Consider the following 22,393-nt stretch of genomic DNA (forward strand, 5'->3'; position numbering starts at 1 on the left):
GCCCCGCAAGGGGCTTTTTTTTGCCTTTAAAAAAGTAACAGCATTAAATTTGCTGATTATGAGGACTAGATCCAGCTTAATTTATTGTTATTTATGTTTAGTTAATTCATTATTTGAATGACATCATCTTATGGTAATCGATTAAATGAAAAACCTGCCAAGCCTTAAAAATCTATTTTATTTAGTGAATTTGCATCAAGAGCAAAACTTTAACCGAGCGGCAAAGTCTTGCTTTGTTAGTCAGTCGACTCTTTCAAGTGGGATTCAAAACCTTGAAGAGCAATTGGGATATCAGCTTATCGAGCGTGATCATAAATCATTTATGTTCACAGCCATTGGTGAAGAGGTGGTTGATAGAGCGAGAAAATTATTGACGGATGTTGATGATCTTGTCGAATTAGTCAAAAACCAAGGTGAACCAATGACAGGTGAAATCCGCTTAGGTTGTATTCCGACCATAGCGCCTTTTTTATTGAGTCGAGTGGTAAAACAGTGCCAAGCTGATTATCCCCAATTGAGTTTATTGCTAAGGGAAGACACCACAGAAAGTTTGTTAGCATCACTGGGAAAAGGTGAGCTGGATTTACTTATTTTAGCTTTGCCTGTGGATACTACAGGTTTTCATAGTATGAAAGTGGGCATTGACCCGTTCAAAATGGTGGTTCATCAGGAACTATCTAATGGGATCCATGTGCCTATTGATTATCAACAAATGCCCGATGAAAGTATTTTCTTACTGCAAAGTGAGCATTGTATTACTGGCCATGCGATTACGGCTTGCCAATTAGGCAATAGTGCTAAGATTAACCCCTTTGCCGCCACGAGTTTACATACTCTGGTGCAAATGGTGGATAGTAAGTTAGGAACGACCTTTTTACCGCAAATGGCCATTGATGCTGGTATTTTGAATGACACTGAACTTCAGATTATGACACCGCCTGGTGAAGCGCCATATCGTGATATTGGATTGGTTTGGCGACAAACCACTAGTCGTATTTCAACCTTTAGAACCTTAGGCTTGATGCTAGAAGGCTTATTGCAAAAGCAGTAATCAAGCTGGCAACGGTTTATCTTGTTTGGTGTTGTTTCATTAAGGGGTTATTTTCGGAGCTACACCAAATACTTCAATTTCGTGTTTTTTACCTTTTAGCATCATTGCACCTAAATCAGTTAAATCGTATTGGCTGGTTTGACGTTCTAAACGGTGGGCGACTTCACCGGAGATCAACATTCTCTGACCTAAAGGGTTACACTGATCTTGAAGCCTTGCGAGGGTATTGAGTACATCGCTAAAGTAGCTAATTTCTTGCTTATGAACGCCAACTACGGCAGCGACAACCTGACCACAATGGGCAGCAGCTTTAAATTTGGGTACAAAACCATAATGTTCTTCAAAGTAAGCGCGATGCCAGTTTAACTGTTGGCTGAATTCATAATAGATATTCATACAGCGATCTTCTTTAACACCTTCATCTAACGGCCAATGAATTAATACGGCATCACCCATATAACGGTAAATTTCAGCTTCATTATTGGTTACTGTATCTGCCAGCATGCTAAAACTATCTTGGATTAGACGACTGAAACGGTAATCACCTAATGTTTCTGCATGAGCGGTAGATGACACCATATCCACAAATAAAAATAGTCGGTGTTCATAACGTGGCTGGTGGTATTTACCTAAACCTATGTTAAGTAACACTCTTGGGCCTACAAGTAGCGCCATTTGTTCAATAAAGGCTAAGCCGACGCGTACCACGGCGAGATAAATCACTAAGGCCTGAAATGCTGGGCTGTATAAAATATGCGCAGTAAGCATTTGCCTTAGTGATACTAAATGGTTTTCTATGGCCCACATGTTTAAAAATTGGGTGACATAAGCCAGCGTCATGGCACCGAGTAGTAAAAATAGGCCTTTAAATATGACTGAAAAAATATAGGGCAGGCGGCTGATGGCGCTAAAATCGGCAATAAGGTTAGACATCCAATGCAGGCAGCCGAATACGAAGCCCATAAAAATAGCTAGCGTTGCTAAGTCTATTTTTCCGATGGCCCATTGAGGTAAATCAGGAGTTTGTGAATATCGGAAAAAGACAAATGCGCTCATGGCAATACACCATGCTAAAATCGCAAATAATAGCTTTCTTGTCTGACGACGTACTTTCACAGGATTATATCGAGTCCGTTGATATTTTAAGACAGGCTAGTTTATAGAAAATTCCCATACTTGTCATAGTGGTATTTACAATAGTTTTAATAAAAAGCCTTTATATTTACAGTTTGTAACGCTAACTAAATGCATTTGTTAGTATTTGGTGGGTAAAGTTGATCTTTAAATAGAAACCTCGGGGATTAGAGAGCTTAATCAGACCGTCTTCGGCAATTGACTCAGTTAATGCTTGGCTATTGGCTGCCTTTGGTCTTAGTTGTAATACTTCACCATGACGAGCGGTGATTTGCTCTACTTTTCCTATGGCGATTAATTCCATTATCTCTTCCCAGTCTTGCTTTAACTGGACATATTGTTGTTGATTGGGTTGCCATAATACTGGTGAGCCTATTTTTCGCTCAGCGACAGGGATACTTCTTTCACCCTGAATGGGGATCCACAGCACGTGTTGTAATTTATGATAAACCACACTGTCTTCCCAAGTTAGCCCTTGAATATTGGTCAGTGGGGCAACGGTGACATAGGTTGTTTCTATTGGTTTACCCTGTTTATCAATTGGAATGGTTTTTAACTCAATCCCCAAATGAAGAAAGTCTTGCTGTGGTTTTGAGCCTGCCGTTGCCCCTAGCTCCATTTCAATCAGTTGTCCTACCCAGCCTTTGTCTCTTCTTAAGTTTTCTGGCACGTTTACGCCATGCTCTTTTGCTATGTCACCTAAACTGACACCAGCCATGTCATTGGCTCTTTGCATCAATTCATCGATTGAGTTTGGTGGGGTATTCATCATGGAGCAATGTCTTACTTTTAAAAGTTCGCGTGTATTAAAGTGTACTGTTTTATCGATTATTTTAAAATGACAACTACTGGTTGTTTTTTGAGCGTCTTGGCGGGTTAAAGTTATCCAAGGTTTTGCAGTAATATATCGCTCTGTTTATTAACGACTTTTATGAATGTTGGTGAGTTTGTTTGACCATTTTATAAAGTTACACTCCTTTTGCTCCACTATTTCACACACACTTATCCACAGAATGAATGAATAACTTTAATTTGTTTATGCTTAGCGGATATTTTTTTGACAGTCAATGGTGAAAAATAGCTTTATTTTGATATTTATAAAATAAATATGTTGTTTTTTGTGTATAACTTATTTGGCCTGTATGGCCACAATTAATAATTACCTTTACTGTTTAAAAAGTGACCTCTTGTGTGATTTAATTATAAGTTAACAACGATGTAAAAGGTCAAGCTGTTGTATTGGTTCGTTTTTTTGCTGTTGATTTGGTTTTGTTAACGACAGTGGCTGTCACTGTAATTTGGCCTGTTTAGAGTTATTTTAGAGTTTCAAACAGAGATATCCACAGATTTTGTGGATAATAATGATAACTAAGGTCATCATCTGTTGATAAAAGTTGCTAAGGGCTTATTTTATCCAAGTGTTCTATTGAAATAGTCGTTTGCCCGTAGGCGAGCTTTATGAAACAATCTAGTCATTAATTTGTAGTGAAATTGGAGTCCATGTGATTGATAGCGACGGCTTTCGCGCAAATGTGGGCATTATTATCTGTAACAAATATGGTCAAGTAATGTGGGCCAGACGGTTTGGACAACATTCATGGCAATTTCCTCAAGGCGGTGTAGATGATGGTGAAACCCCAGAACAAGCCATGTACCGAGAATTGTATGAAGAAGTCGGTCTTAAACCTGAAAATGTGCAAATTTTAACGTCAACACGTTCATGGCTGAGATATCGTTTGCCTAAGAGGTTAATTAGGCAAGAAAGTAAACCAGTTTGTATTGGTCAAAAACAAAAGTGGTATCTATTACAACTGAAAGGCAGTGACGACACGATTAATTTGAATTCCTGTGGTCATCCAGAGTTTGATGATTGGCGTTGGGTGAATTATTGGTATCCAGTCAGACAAGTCGTTTCTTTTAAGCGTGATGTTTACCGTAAAGTTATGAAGGAGTTTTCCTCTATTACATTGGCATTTCAAGGCCGCGAGCCTAGCCGAAAAAGAGGCCGTTATAGAAATTAGCTGATCAAAAAAGGATGTGAAGCAGTGCTAAATACGCTTAGGGATATTACACAGTCTGTCGCCAGTGCTAATAGCTTAGAGACGGCATTGTCATTATTGGTTTCCCAAACCAAGTTGGCAATGCAAACGCACTGCTGTTCTATTTATATTCTTGAACAGCAACAATTGGTGCTTTCTGCTACAGAGGGCCTTGCACCTAATTCCATCAATCGTGTCAAAATGCCTTTATCTGAAGGCTTAGTGGGCTTAGCGGCAGAAAAAGAAGAAGCTGTTAACCTTGCCGATGCAAAATCACACCCCAGATTTAAACTATTTCCTGAAGTTGAAGAAGAAGAGTACCGCGCATTTCTGGCAGTACCTATAATCTTTCAAAAACAGGTTGTCGGCGTCATTGTGGTGCAGCAACCGCAGCCGAGACAGTTTAGTGAAAATGAAGAAGCCTTTTTGATGACTTTGGCGGCCCAACTAGCGGTTGTGGTACGTAATTTGAAAAACAAAGCTGCGATCAGTAATGTTCAACAACAAGTCGTCTTCAAAGGTACTTCAGCGTCAAAAGGTATCGCCATTGCTGATGGCTTTGTGCTTGGTGGTGCTATCTCTCTCGATCAGCCCGAAGAACAAGCCACAGACTTAGCAACAGAAATTCAGCGTCTAAAAGCTGCTATGCAACGCTGTAGTGATATTATCAGCACTTTATCCCAACGTTTTGATCGTGAAAATGTAGATGATGTGGCCTCTATTTTTTCTGCTTTACAATTACTGTTAGGTGAAGCCAGTCTTGGTGGCGAGTATCTACGGGAAGTGAATTTAGGTTGGCAAGCCGAATCTGCCGTTAGCCGGGTGTCTAAACGCTATATTGAGCAGTTTATCGCGATGGAAGACCCGTATTTAAAAGAGCGGGCCAGTGATATTCGTGAATTAGGCCAAAAAGTTTTACGCCAATTAATCGAACCAGACAAATTAGAACTCGCACCTGATAAACCGGTCATACTGGTGGCGAAAGAGGTTGATGCCACATTATTAGCAGAGTTTCCTCGAGGAAAACTTGCAGGAATAGTCACAGAACTTGGCGGGGTAAATGCCCACGCAGCAATATTGGCAAGAGCCTTGGGTGTGCCAGCAATTGTTGGTGTTGATCAGGTTTTATCTGCAGATGTTGACAACAAAAAGTTAGTGCTAAATGCCAATAGCGGCCAATTATTAATTTCGCCATCTGATGCCATTATTCATGAATATCTTTGCTTAATTTCTGAGAGTAAAGCCCAGCAACGACAATTTTCTGCTGAAATATCCTTACCCGCTGAAACCTTAGACGGTCAAAGAATACAGCTTTATTTGAATGCCGGTTTATTAAGTGGTTTAAGCACCGATATGGCAGAAGGCGCTGATGGTATTGGACTGTACCGCACTGAAATTCCCTTTATGCTGCATCAACGCTTTCCCAGTGAACTTGAGCAAGTTCAAGTTTATAAACAAGTACTATCGGCAGCGCGAGACAGACCTGTGGTGATGCGCACCCTTGATGTGGGCGGTGATAAACCATTGCCTTATTTTCCTATCACAGAAGATAATCCTTTTTTAGGCTGGCGTGGCATCCGCTTATCTTTAGATCACCCAGAACTGTTTTTAATGCAATTACGCGCGATGTTGACAGCCAATGCTGACTCTTCACAATTGCAGATATTGTTGCCTATGGTCAGTAATTTAGACGAAATCGATCGAACATTACTTTACCTAGAACAGGCATATTCAGAGCTGACTGAAGAGCTCGCAAGAGAAATACCCAAACCTAAAATAGGGGTAATGCTTGAAGTCCCATCTTTGCTTTTCCAATTAGAAGATGTGGCTAAAAGAGTTGATTTTGTTTCTGTAGGTAGTAATGACTTAACCCAGTATTTGCTTGCGGTGGATAGAAATAACCCCAGTGTCAGTCCATTATTTGATAGTTTTCACCCTGGCGTATTAAGGGCGCTAAAATGGACTATTACTGACTGTAACCGTTTTCAGCTTGATGCCAGTATTTGCGGTGAACTTGCTGGCGAGCCCATGGGCGCCTTATTGTTAGTGGCTATGGGCTACGAAAAACTCAGTATGAACCAAGGCAGTATTGCGCGGATAAACTATCTACTTAGACGGATTAACAAAGCTGAACTTGAGCGATTACTAGACCAGGTATTAAGCTTGTCTAATGGTGAGCAAGTCAGGCAATTATTGAATCAATATTTGCAACAGCGTAATTTGCTGTCGATTTTAGACTAATGACAGGCCAACGTGACGCTTATTGCAGTAATTTCAAATCAGCAATTTAAAATCAGCAAGTTGAAATAAAAATATTGAAGCAAAGTTAGTTAATTAAACAAGTTGATAAAAGCAACTTGGCTAAGTCAATTTACACATTTTTCATTGTTAGGGCTGTACGTTGGACAATATATTGTTAGTTTTTTCACTTTGCTTGTTATTAGGCGCAGTGGTTGGATTTTTTGCTGGTTTGTTAGGCATAGGTGGCGGGCTTATTATTGTACCGGCACTGATTTATTTACTGCCCTGGATAGGCATAGAGTCCAGCCAACTCACCCATGTAGCCATTGCCACCTCGTTAGCCTCAATTATTATGACCTCGTTTAGCTCTGCTATTGCCCATCATAGACACGGTAATATCCCTTGGGAGCTTTTTAAGCCCATGTTGCCGGGTATTGTGGTTGGTGCGTTAGCATCGGCTTTTATCTCAGAACAAATAGCAGCCAATGTATTACAGCAGGCTTTCTCGATATTTGTCACAGTGATGGCAATACAAATGGCATTTCCATTGAAACCCAAAGCCGTAGCGAAAGTGCCAAGTTTTAAGCTGATGTTTATCGTTTCAATGCTAATAGCTGTTGTTGCCGGCTTAATGGGCATTGGCGGCGGGGTACTGCTGGTGCCTTTCTTGTGCTATTGCGGTTTACAAATGCGTCAAGCGGTTGGCTTTGCGTCGGTAACAGGTTTTTTAATCGCGATAGCGGGTACTGCGGGCTATGTTATTGCCGGATTAAATGCCACTGACTTACCCACTTGGACAGTCGGTTATATTTATATTCCCGCATTAGTGGGGATCATCATTACCTCTATGCTTATTGCACCTTTAGGGGTAAAGGCCGCCAGTATTTGGCCAACGCCGATACTGAAAAAGATATTCGCAGTTTTGCTGATGGTAATAGGTTTAAAGCTCGCGCTTTCTGCTTAAAAAAATTACACTAGCCACGAGTTTTGATAATTAATATTCTGCAAATAATAAACGTTTTAATAATAGGACAATAAAATGCGTCAGTATTTAGATCTCTGCAACCACATCGTTGAAAACGGCCACTGGATTGAAAATAAACGTACAGGTAAGCGCTGTTTAACGGTGATCAATGCAGATTTACAATACGATGTTGCCAATAATCAATTTCCCATTATTACGACTCGTAAAAGCTTCTGGAAGGCTGCAATTGCTGAGCTTATTGGCTACATTCGTGGTTACGATAATGCCGCAGATTTTCGCGCCATCGGCACTAAAACCTGGGATATGAACGCCAATGACAACCAAAGTTGGTTAAACAATCCACACCGCAAAGGTGAGGATGATATGGGCCGAGTATACGGAGTGCAAGGAAGACGCTGGCAAAAACCTTGTGGTGGAAGCGTTGATCAGCTTGCTAAAATTGTCGATAACTTATCTAAAGGGGTTGACGATCGTGGTGAGATTATCACTTTCTATAATCCTGGTGAGTTTGACATGGGCTGCTTAAGACCTTGTATGCATACTCATACTTTTTCGCTTCTCGGTGATACCCTTTACCTAACAAGCTATCAGCGTTCATGTGATGTGCCTTTGGGGCTTAACTTTAATCAAATTCAGGTGTACACCTTTTTAGCACTAATGGCGCAGATCACTGGAAATAAGCCAGGTCTGGCTTATCACAAGATCATCAATGCGCACATTTATGAAGATCAACTTGAATTGATGAAAACTGAGCAACTTGTCCGTGATCCATTCCCATCGCCACAGTTGAATATTAATCCTGATATAAAAAGTTTACGTGACTTGGAAACTTGGGTCACCATGGATGACTTTGAAGTGATTGGTTACCAACATCACGAAGCAATTAAGTATCCCTTCTCCGTATAAATCACATTTCAGCCATCATTTCACCCAATGGCTTTGGTTTACATCTAAACCAAAGCGATTGTCTTCTACTGCGCAAAGTATCGACGATTTTTAAACCCGATAATGAAAATAACAGCTAACCTTTAATGATCTTATGGAGACAGTGTATGCAAAACAGCCTCATTGCTAAGTTGCTTTTTAAGACTAAAAAGACAATGTTAGTTAATAATGCTTGTGATAATAATTTTGCAGAGTATTGTAAATAAAAGATTAATTAATTTAGCTGATTGTATTTTTATTCAGCAGTTGATATTTTTTTCAAGAAGCTTGTTGGTAATTGATTAGCTTAAAAAAGCGATATGTTGGCAATTTGGGCTCACGTTAATACACTTAAATGTGATCTTGTTCGTGTTATTTTGTTTAATACCTCGGAAATCCCGACATATAAGACCCAAACTAACGATTATGATTGTTTGAATAATTCCGCTAGACTCGAATTAATTGTTTTTTGTGGAGAAAATTATGGAACGTGCAATTAAGAATTTCTTAAGTCAAGAATCTGCAGGGGGTATCATTTTGATGATCTCTGTAGTGCTGGCGATGTTAATGGCAAATTCGCCATTAGCGGGTTTATACAGTGGTTTTCTTGATACAGAAGTCCAAGTACGTATCGGTTCACTGGATATAGATAAGCCATTACTGTTGTGGATTAATGATGGTCTTATGGCGTTATTCTTCCTACTAATTGGTTTAGAAGTTAAACGTGAACTGCTAGAAGGTGCGCTTTCAAGCGTTTCAAAAGCATCATTACCTACCTTTGCTGCTATTGGTGGTATGTTGTTCCCAGCGTTATTTTATTTAGCGTTCAACTACTCAGATCCTGTGACTCAAGTGGGCTGGGCAATTCCAGCTGCGACTGATATTGCCTTTGCACTCGGTATCATGGCGCTACTTGGTAGCCGTGTTCCGGTGGCATTGAAAGTCTTTTTACTTGCATTAGCCATTATCGATGACTTGGGCGTAATCGTCATTATCGCACTATTTTACAGTGCTGATTTATCGATGGTAAGCTTGATTGTTGCAGCTATTTCAATTGTATTAATGGTTGCTCTGAACCGCAAAGGTGTCAGCTCACTGATCCCTTACGGTTTACTTGGTCTGATCTTATGGGTTGCAGTGCTTAAATCTGGCGTACATGCCACATTAGCAGGTGTGATTATTGCGTTCTGTATTCCATTGCGGGCTAAAGACGGCTCATCACCATCTGAGCATTTAGAGCATAGCCTACACCCTTGGAGCACCTTCTTCATTCTACCCGTATTCGCCTTTGCCAATGCAGGCTTATCACTTGCAGGTATGAGCGTAACCTCGTTAGTTGAGCCAGTAACTATCGGTATTATCTTAGGCCTACTATTAGGTAAGCCTGTAGGTGTATTACTGTTTAGTTATGTTGCGGTAAAACTAAAATTAGCTGAATTACCACCAGGAATTGGCTGGAGTCAAATTATCCCTGTGGCAGTGATGACTGGTATTGGTTTCACTATGTCAGTATTTATTTCGTCGCTTGCCTTTGATGGTGCACCTGATCAATATGGTGATTTTGCAAGATTAGGTATTTTAACCGGTTCAATGCTAGCTGCATTAGTGGGTTATTTCTGGTTAAACAAGGTGCTTCCTAAAACTGAAGCAAAATAAGCTGGAGTGATTAAATGAAACTTAAACTGCTAATGTTAGCCTTTGCTATTGGGGCCGTTGTTCCTGCCCAAGCAACGTCATTCAATGTTTGTCAAAAGGATGTTGAATCAAGCGAGTGTAAAAGTTACTTAGATGGTGTGGTTGATGGTGCATTGATGTACCACGACGACGCTTCTGCTAGCCGATTAGACGCTGATAGTGGCTATGAGTCTCGAGCGCTTAAATACCGCGCAGGTAAACGCTATCAAGAGGCTAACCGCAGTTTTTGTGCAGAAAGAGTCCCTGACAAGGCAGATATTGTTTTGGCCATTCAAGAACAAACGGCCAATAAAAACATCAATGACCTAAATGAGTTGTCGATATTAATTGATAGCTTGTTGAACTGCCAGAGACTAAAATAAGTCATCTTTCATTAGCTGGCTTATATGAATGCAACATTTAAATTATAACCATCTATATTATTTTTGGATGGTTAGAAAGAAAGGGACGGTAGCCAAGGCTGCCGTCGCTTTATGTTTAGCCCCGCAAACTATCACTGGTCAAATTCGCGCTTTAGAAGAACGCCTCAATGGCAGTCTATTTAAACGTGTCGGCCGCAACCTTGAATCCACCGAACTTGGTGAAATCGTATTTCGTTATGCTGATAAGATGTTTAGTCTAAGCTACGAAATGATCGATTTACTCTCTTATCAAAAAGATGACTCAGTGTTATTTGAAGTGGGTATTGCTGATGCCCTGTCTAAAGCCTTAGCCAGTCGCGTTTTACTGACAGTGATCCCAAGTGACGGTTCAATGCATTTGAGCTGTTATGAATCAACCCATGAAAGCCTGATAGCAAGGTTACGTGAACATAAATTAGATATGATTTTATCTGATTGTGCTGGCGTATCACTTAAATACCCTGAAATCTTATCCAAAAAGTTAGGCGAGTGCGGTATTAGCTTTTTCTCTTCATCAAAGCCCTCTGCTGACTTTCCAGCATGTCTTGAGCAAGAGAAATTACTGATCCCAGGCAAGCGTACTTCCCTTGGGCAACAGTTACATCGCTGGTTTGCTGAAAAAAATCTTAATGTGAGTATTTTAGGTGAGTTTGATGATGCAGCTATGATGAAAGCATTTGGTTTGTTTAAGCGCGGTATATTTGTTGCTCCCTCTATTTATCGTCATGATATACTCTCCCAAGGCATGGTATTACTGGGTGAAACCACTGATATTAAAGAAGAGTATCATGTCATGTTTGCTGAGAGGATGATTCAACACCCTGCGGTTCAACGCTTGTTAGAAACAGACTTTAATGATTTGTTTGCTGGTGTTGATCCACAAGTTCAAGATGTTGAGCATCGAAGTTTGCAACATCTATAAAGTATCCGAAGAGATGTTAGGAGAAGTACATTGGAATTAATGAATATAGCAAGAGTGCGCTGGGCTTGTCGAAGAGGGATGCTTGAGTTAGATGTTCTTTTTCAACCTTTTGTAGAGCAACATTACCAAGCTTTAGCTGATAAAGATAAGCAAACCTTCATTGATTTATTAGCCTGTGAAGACCCTGAGTTATTTGCTTGGTTTATGGGGCATGAAGTTTGCCCTGATGCTGCTATGGCTGACATGATAGTTACGGTTCGTGGTCGCCCTCAACCATAAGCTAGTTTATAGCGATATGAGCTTACTGCAAAAGATGAAGGTGCTTAACTGATGCATTTCAGCTTAAGCGCTTCATTTAATCAATTTTTATCACATATTGTATTGCTCTGTGTGTGTTTAAGCAGCTTTATTCTTTGGCCAGATTATCGCCACTGGGCTTATCAACTGGCATTCTATTTTATTCTTATCTCGTATCTGGCTTTTTTTGTCGCTCATCTGTTGGCGTTAAGGCATTGGCGTTGCCAATTTTCTTTACTTGATGCAAGTAAAGGTAAGTTATCCCAAGGGCAAGAATTTCAATTATGGCGCAGTTCAATAGTCACTGTATTTGCTGCAGTGATGTTTATTGAACTTGACGTTTTAGATGAGCGGGGAGTTGCAACTCGGGGAAAAAGGCAGTTATTAATTGTCTGGAGCGACATGCTTGACGACAGCAGTTACCGAAACCTGTGTCGTCAATTAATCGCATATCAAAAGCGTTAATAATCTTAACGCTATCGTTCAGGTTGTAAAATAGTTGGCTTTGGATTATCGACTTGCTCTGGGTAATCGGCATTATAGTGTAGGCCACGACTTTCTTTTCTTTCCATGGCGCAGCGAATGATTAACTCAGCTACTTGAACCAAGTTTCTCAATTCCAGTAAATTGTTACTGACTCTGAAGTTACTATAATATTCTTGAATTTCTTGTTGTAACAATGCGCAGCGGCGTAGCGCGCGCTCCAAGCGTTTATCGGTTCTAACAATTCCTACATAATCCCACATGAATAAACGCAGTTCATGCCAGTTATGGGCAATGACCACTTCTTCATCTGAGTTACTAACCTGACTTTCATCCCAGAGTGGCACAGGCCCGGGTGTCGGCACTTTTTCAAGCAAGCTTTCAATATCTTGAGCAGCAGCTCTAGCAAAAACCAAGCACTCTAATAAGGAGTTACTGGCCAGTCGGTTGGCACCATGTAAGCCGGTGTAGGCTACTTCACCAATGGCATATAGGCCATTGATATCAGTTTGACCATGCAAATCTGTCATGACGCCGCCGCAGGTGTAATGGGCTGCAGGCACCACAGGGATGGGATCGGTGGTGATATCAATACCAAATTCTAAACAGCGACTGTAAATCGTGGGAAAATGTTTGATGACAAATTCAGCGGGTTTATGGCTGATATCTAAATACAGACAATCAGCACCCAAGCGCTTCATTTCATAATCGATTGCCCTTGCCACAATATCACGGGGAGCAAGTTCCGCGCGTTCATCAAATTCAGGCATAAAACGGCTACCATCAGGTCGTTTTAAATATGCGCCCTCACCACGTAATGCTTCAGTGAGCAGATAATTTCTAGCATCAGCATGATACAAGCAAGTTGGATGAAATTGATTAAACTCCATGTTGGCAATACGGCAACCTGCTCGCCAAGCCATGGCGATTCCGTCACCACTAGCAATATCCGGATTAGAAGTATATTGATATACCTTTGAACAGCCACCTGTCGCGATAGCAACAAATTTGGCTGTTACCGTTTCAACGTGCTCAGCATCGCGGTTCCAAATATAAGCACCCACTACACGATTACCGGGGCGGTTTAATTTGCGAGTGGTGATTAGGTCAATGGCATTATATCGTTCAAGGACCTTAATGTTCGGGTGCGCGATTGCGCGTTCTTGCAAGGTTGTTTGTACGGCTTTTCCTGTTGCATCGGCTGAGTGCAAAATACGTCGATGGCTGTGACCACCTTCACGAGTCAAATGATAAGGTGCAGCGCTTTGATCGCCGTCAGTTTCTTCTTTATCAAATGCAACACCGCATTGAATTAACCATTGCATCGACTTTTTGGCATTTTCAGCCGTGTAAGTTACCACTTCTTTGTCACAAAGTCCTGCGCCAGCAATGAGCGTGTCATTAACATGTGATTCAATAGTGTCCGATTCATCGAATACAGATGCGATTCCACCTTGGGCATAATAAGTCGAACCTTCCGCCAAAGGGCCTTTAGAAAGTAAAATAACTTTAGACTTTTCAGCTAGATGCAGGGCAAGTGTTAATCCTGCTGCACCGCTACCTATAACCAAAATATCAGACTGGTGTTCAACTGCTTGTTTCATAAGGTATCATGGAGTACTTAATATGTTCCTCAATGGTAAATCAATTACGCTTTTTTGGGTACTTAGACATTACTATTAGATGGGGTAATCGCTAATTTTTTAATTAAATTAATTTTTTTTCATTCAATATCGAACTTTTTCAAAGCATGCGAGTCTACTTTAATGTGAATATGATTCGAGCGACTGAGAAATCAGTATTATAGATTTAGGAGTAGTCGGCTCGGATGAGTGGACAAATAAGTGATCAACAGTTAGTTGAACGTGTTCAGCGTGGTGATAAAAACGCCTTCAATTTGCTAGTCCAAAAATACCAAAATAAGGTAATGAGCTTAATTTCGAGATACATACGAAACCAAGCGGACATAGCAGATGTTGCACAAGAAGCCTTTATTAAAGCTTACCGTGCATTACCCAACTTTCGGGGTGAAAGTGCTTTTTATACTTGGCTTTACCGCATTGCAGTAAACACTGCAAAAAATCATTTGGTTTCTCAGAGCAGAAAAACACCGGCTAACAGTGTTGACGCCGAAGAAGCTGAATACTACGAAGGCAGCGATGCATTAAAGGAATTTGCTTCACCAGAACGCTTGGTGTTATCAGATGAAATTAATCGGGTGATTTTTGAAACGTTAGAAACGTTGCCAGAAGAATTGAAAATTGCAATATCATTACGAGAACTCGATGGTATGAGTTACGAGGATATTGCCAATATCATGGATTGTCCTGTTGGGACGGTGAGATCAAGGATCTTCCGCGCACGGGAATCAATCGATAAAAAACTCCAGCCTTTGCTGGAACAGTAACAGTCTTTATGACATGGGTGAAAAATGCTTAAATCAGGTCAAGAATGGGTTTCATCAGCAGTTGACGGCGAAGTTGATGCAAAAACATTAGCGGAATTGTCAGCAGACGAAGGCTCACATAGCAAATGGCAAAACTATCACATGATAGGCGATGCAATGCGCGGCGAGTTACCACAGACAATTGATTTGGATCTTTCTGCTAATATTGCAGCGGCAATAGAATTAGAGCCAGCCATTATTGCACCTCAGACTCAAACAACTTCAGTACATGATACTGAAACCGTGAACGAGACTAAGAAAGATAATGTGGTACCGTTTTTCAAACAGTTTGGTCAATATGCAATTGCTGCAACTGTGGCTATGGTAGCAATTGTTGGTGTGCAAAATTATGAGCAAGACCCAAGTGTCGACTCACCATTACCTGTGTTAAATACTCGTCCTTTAATTGGGACTGCGTCACCTGTTAGTCTCCAAACTGGGGCTGTACAAAATCAATCTAATATCAGTAACGATAATATGATTGAGCAACGTCGCCGTATAAATTCTTATATCCAAGACCATATGCTACAACAAAGGTTGAATTCAGGTGCGGTTGTGGACAACAATAGCGAAATTGAACTAAACGATTTTAATCATTAATTCGGAGTTAGCTTGCGTCTAATCCTGTTAGTACTTGCTGTATTGGCTTTCCCTAGTATTGCCGAAGAAGAAAAATCAGCGAAAGCTTGGCTTGAAAGTATGAGCCAAGCATTACAAACCAAACAATTCAAATCTTCTATTATTCAACTGCAAGCCGACCACATACGACCACTGGTTTATCTGCATGGTACGGTCAATGATAAAGAAGTCGCTTTTCTAGAGTACCTCAATGGCCCCCCTAAAAATGCGGTCAGAGTTGCTGATACGGTAACATTTATTGAGCATGACCAACCGGCATACAGCATCAGCGCTCCCCGTATTCAAGGTCTTTGGCCTGCTATTTTTGCATCTAATATCAATTCTTTAGAGCAGGGGTATCAATTTGTTTTAGGTGGAAGAAGCCGTATAGCTGGGCGCCCTGGGCAAATGATCCGCATTATTCCGGTTGATGAACACCGCTTTATGTCACAAGTTTGGGTGGACATGGAAACCCATTTACCACTGCGTTATGACATGATTAACCAAGACAAACAGCTTATTGAGCAAATGATGGTCATTGAGCTAATAGAGCTTGGTGAGCCAGCGAGCATTTTAGTCGAAGCTGAAAAGCAAGAACTGCCGCCTGTGATGAACCCAGCTGAACGGATTGAAGGACAGAATTGGCAATTTACTTGGTTACCTGCAGGGTTTCATTTAGTAGTAAAAGATCATCACCGCTTACTTGGCAGTGATGAATCAGTTGAATATATCGCTTTAACCGATGGCTTAGTTAACATTTCAGTGTATGTGGCCAGAATGGGTGATAGTCCAATGCCTGATGAGCTAATTACCCGCAACGGCCTTTCAATGGTGGTTGAGCAAGTGGGCAATGTTGAAGTAGTTGCTGTGGGTAAAGTGCCTGCAGATACGCTTAATCGTATTGCTAAAAGCCTAGTGTTGAAATAAAGATTCTTGAAATAAATGGTCTTGAAATAACGAGTATTAAAGTAACTAGCCATAAAACAAGCGTTAAAATAAGTGCTAGAATCACTAGCACTTAACCTACAGGGCGCCTTTCGCTATGACTCAACAAGTAGACTCAACATCAGCGCAAAAACCTCAATCACCTCCAGCATTATCGCAATCGATGTTGGAGGAGGTGGCGACGGTAATCGCTTACGATCCCAAAGGGTGGGTCACCGTTGAGATTGAACTTAAGAGTGCTTGTAATCATTGTTCAAGCAGTGACAATTGTGGCACCTCAACGGTTGCTAAAGCCTTTTCGATTAAAAAGCAGCAATTCTCTCTGATGGCAGAACAAGCCTGCGAAGCGGGTGATTTACTGAAACTTGCTCTGCCTGAATCCGTGATATTAAAAGCAGCAATGCTGGTTTATATCACTCCTTTAGTTGGGTTATTTTTAGGCGCTATTATGGGGCAGGGCTTAGCTGGTCTTTTGGATATCAACACTGACCATGGCGCAATGATGCTTGCAGCGATAGGCAGTTTCATGGCTTGGAAAGCCGGTAAAAGCAAAGCGCTAACGCTTGAAAAAGCCTCGACGCCCATCATTACAGCGTATTTAGGCCAAGGGATCAGCCTTTCGCGGGGGTAGATAGCATTATTTATCAGATATGAAGGGCGATTTTATTATTGTTTTTTGTCCAGTTATTGATTGTGATTGGTATTAACCCCTTTATCAGGTACAATTCGACCTCATTATATCCACCATTTTAGTAGTAGCCATTTCACCCACATGAAACACATTAGAAACTTCTCAATTATTGCCCATATCGACCATGGCAAATCAACATTGTCTGATCGCCTTATCCAATTTTGTGGTGGTTTATCAGACCGTGAAATGGACGTTCAAGTTCTCGATTCTATGGATATCGAACGTGAGCGCGGCATTACCATTAAAGCGCAGAGTGTTACCCTCGACTATAAAGCCGATGATGGTGAAACTTATCAGCTGAACTTCATTGATACACCCGGCCACGTTGACTTCTCTTATGAAGTATCCCGTTCACTTGCTGCGTGTGAAGGTGCATTGCTAGTAGTTGATGCCGGTCAAGGCGTTGAAGCACAGACACTTGCAAACTGTTACACCGCCTTAGAAATGGATCTTGATGTGGTACCGATTTTAAATAAAATCGATTTACCTCAAGCCGATCCTGAGCGTGTCGCTGCAGAAATCGAAGATATTGTTGGTATCGATGCTATGGAAGCTGTGCGCTGCTCAGCTAAAACGGGTATCGGTATTAAAGATGTACTAGAAGTCATCGTATCGGATATCCCACCACCAGAAGGTGATATCGATGCACCACTTCAAGCGCTGATTATTGATTCATGGTTTGATAGTTACCTTGGTGTTGTCTCGTTAGTACGTATTAAGCATGGCGTCTTGAAAAAAGGTGACAAGTTTAAAGTTATGTCTACCGGTCAAAACTACAATGCTGACCGTGTTGGTATCTTTACGCCTAAACAAACAGATACACCTGAGCTTAAAGCCGGTGAAGTTGGCTTTGTTATTTCGGGCATTAAAGAAATTCACGGCGCACCAGTAGGTGATACCTTAACTCACGCTAAACATGGTGCCGAAGAGCCTTTACCTGGGTTTAAAAAGGTTACACCGCAAGTTTATGCCGGTGTATTCCCAATTTCGACAGATGAGTTTGAAAGCTTCCGTGATGCATTAAACAAGCTAAGCTTGAACGATGCATCGCTGTTTTTCGAGCCTGAATCATCTTCAGCATTAGGTTTTGGTTTCCGTATTGGTTACCTTGGCTTATTGCACATGGAAATCATTCAAGAGCGTCTTGAGCGTGAATACAACCTTGATTTGATTACCACAGCACCGACGGTTGTTTATGAAGTTCAATTGAACAATGGTGAGGTGGTGTATGTAGATAACCCATCAGATTTACCGCCAATCAATAACATCGACATGATCCGTGAACCTATTGTTGAAGCAAACATGTTGGTGCCTAAAGAGTACTTGGGTAACGTTATCACTTTATGTGTCGAGAAGCGTGGCGTACAAACCAATATGGTTTATCACGGTAATCAAGTTTCTGTGACTTACGAATTGCCAATGGCTGAAGTCGTCATGGATTTCTTTGATAGATTGAAATCAACCAGTCGTGGTTATGCCTCATTAGAGTATAACTTTATTCGTTTTGAAGAAGCGGATATGGTGCGTTTAGATATCTTGATCAATGGTGACAGAGTTGATGCGCTAGCAATGGTTATTCATCGTTCAAACATTCGTCATCGCGGCTTAGCTTTAGTTGATAAAATGAAAGAGCTGATCCCAAGACAGATGTTTGATATCGCGATTCAAGCTGCGGTGGGTAGTCAGATTATTGCCCGCTCAAACATTAAAGCAATGCGTAAAGACGTTACCGCTAAATGTTATGGTGGTGATGTCTCGCGTAAGAAGAAACTACTAAATAAGCAAAAAGAAGGTAAGAAGCGCATGAAGCAAGTCGGTAACGTTGAAGTGCCTCAAGAAGCGTTCTTAGCTGTATTGAAACTTAATGATTAATCCTGCATAGGTTTCATTAGAGTTCAGATAACGCCGCAGTTTGCGGCGTTGTCATTAGCAAAAGTTAATTTTGCAACAACGGTTTATTCGTATAATTTGTAACATTACAGTTAGTGCTTAACGATGTATTCCATAGGATACTCATTATTCAGCGGTTTATTCATTAAACTATTATTTGAAAGTGTTAAAGGCAGGAGCTTAAATTTCAATGGCAGCCCATTTTTCTCTTATTTTAACCATAATAACCCTTGTGAGTGGGTTAATTTGGTTAATCGATGCAACGATATTTGCCCCTAAACGTCGTGAAAGCTTAGCCCTTGCAGAAGCAAAGCAACCTGATTTGAGTGATGATGCAAAATACAGCATTACGCGTGAATCAACCTTGGTTGAATTTGCCCATTCAATTTTTCCGGTTATCGCATTTGTATTGATATTGCGTTCATTTATTTATGAGCCATTTCAAATACCATCAGGCTCAATGAAACCGACTTTACTGGTAGGTGATTTTATTCTGGTAGAAAAATTCAGTTATGGTTTACGTGACCCCGTCTTTCGCAGCAAGCTAATTGAAACAGGTGAGCCTGAGCGTGGCGATGTGTTTGTGTTCAAATATCCTCAGCAGCCTGAAATAGACTATATTAAAAGAGTGGTTGGTTTACCCGGTGACCGTATTATTTACCAAAATAAGCAATTTCTTATTCAGCCTAAATGTGATGCAGCAACAAATTGTCCGCCAGCAAAAGCAATTAAGCTAACGCCAGTTAATCGTGGTGAGTTTACCCATGAAGGTGTGTCGTTATCTCGCTATACCGAGCAGTTAACTGATGTAGAACATGATATTTTAATCAACCCATCTCGCCCTGATTTTAGCTCACATTTCTTTGAGCAACCGGGTACGGCAGTGGGTGAATTTATTGTGCCAGAAGGTCAGTACTTTGCCATTGGTGATAACCGTGACAACAGCACTGATAGCCGCTTTTGGGGCTTTGTCCCTGAAGCTAACTTAGTAGGTAAAGCGGTAGCGATTTGGATTAGTTTTGAATTTGAACGACCTGCAAGTAGTTGGTTACCAACATGGGTACCAACCGGGGTGCGTTTTGACAGAGTAGGTGCGATCAAGTAATGGAACCAATTAAAAACTTACCGCGACTGTGTCGTACGCTGGGTTATGAGTTTACTAATGTTGATTTATTAACTCAGGCATTAACTCATCGTAGTGCTGCATCAAAACATAATGAGCGCCTAGAGTTTCTAGGTGACTCGATTTTATCAATCATTATTTCTGATGCCCTTTATCATCAGTTCCCTAAGGCTACTGAAGGTGATTTAAGCCGTATGCGTTCCACCTTAGTCAAAGGTGAAACCTTAACGGTTATAGCAAAAGAATTTAAGCTAGGCGATTACCTCTACTTAGGCCCTGGCGAGCTTAAAAGTGGTGGATTTAGACGTGAGTCTATTTTAGCTGATGCGGTTGAAGCAATTATCGGGGCGATTTATTTAGATGCTGACATAGAGACCTGTCGTAAGTTATTACTGACCTGGTACCAGCAGCGTTTGGCTGAAATCAAACCTGGCATCAATCAAAAAGATCCGAAAACGATTTTACAAGAATATCTGCAAGGTTATAAAAAGCCCTTACCTGAATACCATGTTGTTGATGTAAAAGGTGAGGCCCATGACCAGACATTTACAGTTGAATGTCGCGTAGCAGAAATCAATAAAGTAGTGACAGGCGTCAGTACTTCAAGAAGAAAAGCTGAGCAGCTAGCTGCCGCTCAGGTATTGGAGCTTATTAATAAATGACCAAAAAAACAGACTTGCCAGAGAACTCACCAGTTGAGCCGAGTTTAGATGAATTATTGGCAAGGATGAATGGCGCTGCGCCAGCCGCTACAGCAAAATACGAGATCACCTATTGTGGCATGGTTGCTATTGTCGGCCGCCCTAATGTGGGTAAATCGACCTTACTGAACAAGTTACTTGGGCAGAAGGTCAGTATTACCTCTAAAAAACCGCAAACCACTCGTCATCGCATTATGGGTATCCATACCGATGAAGCTAGGCAAATTGTTTTTGTTGATACTCCAGGCTTACATATTGAAGAAAAGCGTGCGATTAACCGCCTCATGAACCGTGCTGCAGCAAGTTCGCTTGCTGATGTCTGCATGGTTGTGTTTGTGGTTGATGGCATGACGTGGACTGAAGATGATGAGATGGTGCTCAAGAAATTAGAGCAAGGCAGTGGTCAGCGTAAAACGGTTTTAGCTATCAATAAAGTCGATAATATTAAAGATAAAGAGTCTTTATTCCCTTATCTTGAAAAGTTATCTGCTAAGTTTAAATTTGATGAAATTCTGCCTATCTCGGCTACTAAAGGCACGAATATTCAACGAATTTTAGATTTAGCCAGTGAGTCGTTACCTGAAGCTGGATTTTATTTCCCAGAAGATTACGTCACTGACCGTTCGCAACGCTTTATGGCATCAGAAATTGTCCGTGAAAAGCTAATGCGCTTCTTAGGTGATGAATTGCCTTATGATGCCACCGTTGAGATTGAACAGTTCAAAATGATGGAAAACGGCGTTTATCAAATCAATGCTTTGATTTTGGTCGAGCGTACGGGCCAAAAACGTATGGTTATCGGTAATAAAGGTGAGCGTATCCGCACTATCGCCACCCAAGCTCGACTTGATATGGAAACCTTGTTTGATAATAAAGTTTTCTTAGAAGTTTGGGTTAAGGTTAAGTCAGGCTGGGCAGATGACGAACGTGCTTTACGAAGCTTAGGCTATGGTGAAGACTAAGCCGATGCTTTACTTAATACCGACTTTAGCGACTGTGTAACCCTGCTATGTTAAGGGGGTACATACTACATCATCGACCATACAGAGAATCCAGTGTGATCGTTAACCTGTTAGTTGATGATGTAGGAAGGGTCGATGCCTTAGTCAGAGTAGGTAGCGGAAAAAAATCCCTTAAAAGTATCATTCAGCCATTTCAGCCGCTGATATTCCAGTTCAATAGCAAATCAGGCTCTACTGATTCTTCGCTTAAATTTATTACCCAAGTTGAACCCGCAGCGCCGGCATTACCCCTTAAAGCTGAAAGTTTATATTCTGCTATGTATCTTAATGAGCTGCTGGTTAGGGTACTTAATTCAGGCCAACATGCTGAAGGGTTATTCCTGCATTATCACCGCAGTTTAATGGGCTTGGCGCAGCAATTTAGTTCCAGTCATTTACGCTATTTTGAGATGGAGCTACTTTTAGAATTAGGTGCTTTGCCATCACTGGACTACGACACCTTAGGTGAGATGATCATGGCAGGTTGCAGCTATCGTTTTGTTACTGATGCCGGTTTTGCTGTCGTAAATCAAGCCGCATCAGAGCATTTTACAAGCAGTCGTAACTTGCTCGCTGGTGAGATGCTCATTCAGCTCAAGCAAAAACAATTAACCCCAGAGCACCTAAATCAAGCCAAAGGGCTCATGCGCTATCTGTTAACGCCGCTATTAGGCGGTAAGCCATTACTTAGCCGTAAGTTATTTATTAAACAATAACTTTTTAATATATGAGCAGCCAGTGGTTTACATTAGAATAGGCCCACTAGTTTGAAATATTACTTTTTAGATTTGCTAGTTAGCGAGTCA

At 41.1% G+C, this 22,393-nt stretch carries 22 protein-coding genes; 19 read left to right on the plus strand and 3 right to left on the minus strand.

What is annotated here, in order from left to right; translation table 11 throughout:
- Positions 1-145 precede the first annotated feature (145 nt).
- On the plus strand, positions 146-1,051 hold the full coding sequence (oxyR, locus tag BCU94_RS03285; RefSeq protein WP_102439249.1) for a hydrogen peroxide-inducible genes transcriptional activator OxyR: 906 nt from the start codon (positions 146-148) through the stop codon (positions 1,049-1,051).
- A 39-nt stretch (positions 1,052-1,090) separates the two neighbouring features.
- Here oxyR and BCU94_RS03290 read toward each other — a convergent pair whose 3' ends face one another.
- Both BCU94_RS03290 and mutH read right to left on the minus strand, forming a co-directional pair.
- Entirely contained in the window at positions 1,091-2,167 is a 1,077-nt protein-coding gene (locus BCU94_RS03290) for an adenylate/guanylate cyclase domain-containing protein (RefSeq protein WP_102439248.1), read from the minus strand.
- Between the two features lie 121 nt (positions 2,168-2,288).
- Positions 2,289-2,954, minus strand: a complete 666-nt coding sequence (gene mutH, locus BCU94_RS03295) for a DNA mismatch repair endonuclease MutH (protein WP_102475651.1) — start codon at positions 2,952-2,954, stop codon at positions 2,289-2,291.
- A 733-nt stretch (positions 2,955-3,687) separates the two neighbouring features.
- On the opposite strand from mutH, the gene rppH reads away from it, so the two are divergent.
- From rppH to BCU94_RS03340, 9 genes are all read left to right on the plus strand, one after another.
- Complete coding sequence (gene rppH / locus BCU94_RS03300; RefSeq protein WP_076542529.1) at positions 3,688-4,206, plus strand: RNA pyrophosphohydrolase; 519 nt, start codon at positions 3,688-3,690, stop codon at positions 4,204-4,206.
- A gap of 24 nt (positions 4,207-4,230) precedes the next feature.
- A complete protein-coding gene (gene ptsP, locus BCU94_RS03305) occupies positions 4,231-6,465 on the plus strand; it encodes a phosphoenolpyruvate--protein phosphotransferase (RefSeq protein WP_102475607.1) in 2,235 nt (744 codons plus the stop codon).
- A gap of 160 nt (positions 6,466-6,625) precedes the next feature.
- Entirely contained in the window at positions 6,626-7,429 is an 804-nt protein-coding gene (locus BCU94_RS03310; RefSeq protein WP_102439246.1) for a sulfite exporter TauE/SafE family protein, read from the plus strand.
- 75 nt (positions 7,430-7,504) lie between these two features.
- The gene (locus tag BCU94_RS03315) at positions 7,505-8,356 is read left to right on the plus strand and encodes a thymidylate synthase (protein WP_102439245.1); all 852 of its coding nucleotides are present in this window, start codon (positions 7,505-7,507) and stop codon (positions 8,354-8,356) included.
- A 501-nt stretch (positions 8,357-8,857) separates the two neighbouring features.
- Positions 8,858-10,030 carry a Na+/H+ antiporter NhaA gene (gene nhaA / locus BCU94_RS03320; RefSeq protein WP_102439244.1) on the plus strand — a complete coding sequence of 391 codons (1,173 nt, stop codon included), beginning with the start codon at positions 8,858-8,860 and terminating at the stop codon, positions 10,028-10,030.
- 14 nt (positions 10,031-10,044) lie between these two features.
- On the plus strand, positions 10,045-10,431 hold the full coding sequence (locus BCU94_RS03325) for a hypothetical protein (RefSeq protein ID WP_102439243.1): 387 nt from the start codon (positions 10,045-10,047) through the stop codon (positions 10,429-10,431).
- A gap of 28 nt (positions 10,432-10,459) precedes the next feature.
- A complete protein-coding gene (gene nhaR / locus BCU94_RS03330; RefSeq protein WP_076542538.1) occupies positions 10,460-11,392 on the plus strand; it encodes a transcriptional activator NhaR in 933 nt (310 codons plus the stop codon).
- Positions 11,393-11,422: 30 nt separating this feature from the next.
- The gene (locus tag BCU94_RS03335) at positions 11,423-11,671 is read left to right on the plus strand and encodes a succinate dehydrogenase assembly factor 2 (protein WP_102439242.1); all 249 of its coding nucleotides are present in this window, start codon (positions 11,423-11,425) and stop codon (positions 11,669-11,671) included.
- Between the two features lie 51 nt (positions 11,672-11,722).
- On the plus strand, positions 11,723-12,154 hold the full coding sequence (locus BCU94_RS03340) for a protein YgfX (RefSeq protein ID WP_102475608.1): 432 nt from the start codon (positions 11,723-11,725) through the stop codon (positions 12,152-12,154).
- 11 nt (positions 12,155-12,165) lie between these two features.
- Here BCU94_RS03340 and nadB read toward each other — a convergent pair whose 3' ends face one another.
- A complete protein-coding gene (gene nadB / locus BCU94_RS03345; RefSeq protein ID WP_102475609.1) occupies positions 12,166-13,776 on the minus strand; it encodes an L-aspartate oxidase in 1,611 nt (536 codons plus the stop codon).
- Positions 13,777-14,000: 224 nt separating this feature from the next.
- Here nadB and rpoE point away from each other — a divergent pair, with 224 nt between their 5' ends.
- The 9 genes from rpoE (at position 14,001) to recO (ending at position 22,303) form a co-directional block, all read left to right on the plus strand.
- Positions 14,001-14,579, plus strand: a complete 579-nt coding sequence (gene rpoE, locus BCU94_RS03350) for an RNA polymerase sigma factor RpoE (RefSeq protein ID WP_102439239.1) — start codon at positions 14,001-14,003, stop codon at positions 14,577-14,579.
- Between the two features lie 24 nt (positions 14,580-14,603).
- Positions 14,604-15,218, plus strand: a complete 615-nt coding sequence (locus tag BCU94_RS03355; protein ID WP_102475610.1) for an anti sigma-E factor RseA C-terminal domain-containing protein — start codon at positions 14,604-14,606, stop codon at positions 15,216-15,218.
- Between the two features lie 12 nt (positions 15,219-15,230).
- Entirely contained in the window at positions 15,231-16,163 is a 933-nt protein-coding gene (locus BCU94_RS03360; RefSeq protein WP_102439237.1) for a MucB/RseB C-terminal domain-containing protein, read from the plus strand.
- Positions 16,164-16,344: 181 nt separating this feature from the next.
- Positions 16,345-16,812, plus strand: coding sequence for a SoxR reducing system RseC family protein (locus tag BCU94_RS03365; RefSeq protein ID WP_102439284.1), 468 nt, complete (start codon positions 16,345-16,347; stop codon positions 16,810-16,812).
- 141 nt (positions 16,813-16,953) lie between these two features.
- Complete coding sequence (gene lepA, locus BCU94_RS03370; protein ID WP_102475611.1) at positions 16,954-18,744, plus strand: translation elongation factor 4; 1,791 nt, start codon at positions 16,954-16,956, stop codon at positions 18,742-18,744.
- Positions 18,745-18,952: 208 nt separating this feature from the next.
- The gene (lepB, locus tag BCU94_RS03375; protein WP_102475612.1) at positions 18,953-19,867 is read left to right on the plus strand and encodes a signal peptidase I; all 915 of its coding nucleotides are present in this window, start codon (positions 18,953-18,955) and stop codon (positions 19,865-19,867) included.
- Positions 19,867-20,547, plus strand: a complete 681-nt coding sequence (gene rnc / locus BCU94_RS03380) for a ribonuclease III (protein ID WP_102439234.1) — start codon at positions 19,867-19,869, stop codon at positions 20,545-20,547. The genes lepB and rnc overlap by 1 nt, the downstream gene beginning before the upstream one ends.
- The gene (gene era, locus BCU94_RS03385) at positions 20,544-21,548 is read left to right on the plus strand and encodes a GTPase Era (protein WP_102439233.1); all 1,005 of its coding nucleotides are present in this window, start codon (positions 20,544-20,546) and stop codon (positions 21,546-21,548) included. The genes rnc and era overlap by 4 nt, the downstream gene beginning before the upstream one ends.
- Positions 21,549-21,595: 47 nt before the next feature.
- Entirely contained in the window at positions 21,596-22,303 is a 708-nt protein-coding gene (gene recO, locus BCU94_RS03390; RefSeq protein ID WP_102439232.1) for a DNA repair protein RecO, read from the plus strand.
- The last annotated feature ends 90 nt before the right edge of the window (positions 22,304-22,393 follow it).

The organism is Shewanella sp. 10N.286.52.C2 (assembly GCF_002874545.1).
In the GTDB taxonomy this organism is placed as follows: Bacteria; Pseudomonadota; Gammaproteobacteria; order Enterobacterales; family Shewanellaceae; genus Shewanella.

Excerpts from the sequence above, each read along its gene's own strand:
- nhaA (WP_102439244.1), top strand. The coding sequence starts at position 8,858 with ATGGAACGTGCAATTAAGAATTTCTTAAGTCAAGAATCTGCAGGGGGT.
- recO (WP_102439232.1), top strand. The coding sequence starts at position 21,596 with ATGTTAAGGGGGTACATACTACATCATCGACCATACAGAGAATCCAGT.
- mutH (WP_102475651.1), bottom strand. The coding sequence starts at position 2,954 with ATGAATACCCCACCAAACTCAATCGATGAATTGATGCAAAGAGCCAAT.
- BCU94_RS03355 (WP_102475610.1), top strand. The coding sequence starts at position 14,604 with ATGCTTAAATCAGGTCAAGAATGGGTTTCATCAGCAGTTGACGGCGAA.
- lepA (WP_102475611.1), top strand. The coding sequence starts at position 16,954 with ATGAAACACATTAGAAACTTCTCAATTATTGCCCATATCGACCATGGC.
- BCU94_RS03315 (WP_102439245.1), top strand. The coding sequence starts at position 7,505 with ATGCGTCAGTATTTAGATCTCTGCAACCACATCGTTGAAAACGGCCAC.
- rnc (WP_102439234.1), top strand. The coding sequence starts at position 19,867 with ATGGAACCAATTAAAAACTTACCGCGACTGTGTCGTACGCTGGGTTAT.
- rpoE (WP_102439239.1), top strand. The coding sequence starts at position 14,001 with ATGAGTGGACAAATAAGTGATCAACAGTTAGTTGAACGTGTTCAGCGT.
- BCU94_RS03325 (WP_102439243.1), top strand. The coding sequence starts at position 10,045 with ATGAAACTTAAACTGCTAATGTTAGCCTTTGCTATTGGGGCCGTTGTT.
- BCU94_RS03365 (WP_102439284.1), top strand. The coding sequence starts at position 16,345 with ATGTTGGAGGAGGTGGCGACGGTAATCGCTTACGATCCCAAAGGGTGG.
- nhaR (WP_076542538.1), top strand. The coding sequence starts at position 10,460 with ATGCAACATTTAAATTATAACCATCTATATTATTTTTGGATGGTTAGA.
- BCU94_RS03340 (WP_102475608.1), top strand. The coding sequence starts at position 11,723 with ATGCATTTCAGCTTAAGCGCTTCATTTAATCAATTTTTATCACATATT.
- era (WP_102439233.1), top strand. The coding sequence starts at position 20,544 with ATGACCAAAAAAACAGACTTGCCAGAGAACTCACCAGTTGAGCCGAGT.
- nadB (WP_102475609.1), bottom strand. The coding sequence starts at position 13,776 with ATGAAACAAGCAGTTGAACACCAGTCTGATATTTTGGTTATAGGTAGC.
- lepB (WP_102475612.1), top strand. The coding sequence starts at position 18,953 with ATGGCAGCCCATTTTTCTCTTATTTTAACCATAATAACCCTTGTGAGT.
- oxyR (WP_102439249.1), top strand. The coding sequence starts at position 146 with ATGAAAAACCTGCCAAGCCTTAAAAATCTATTTTATTTAGTGAATTTG.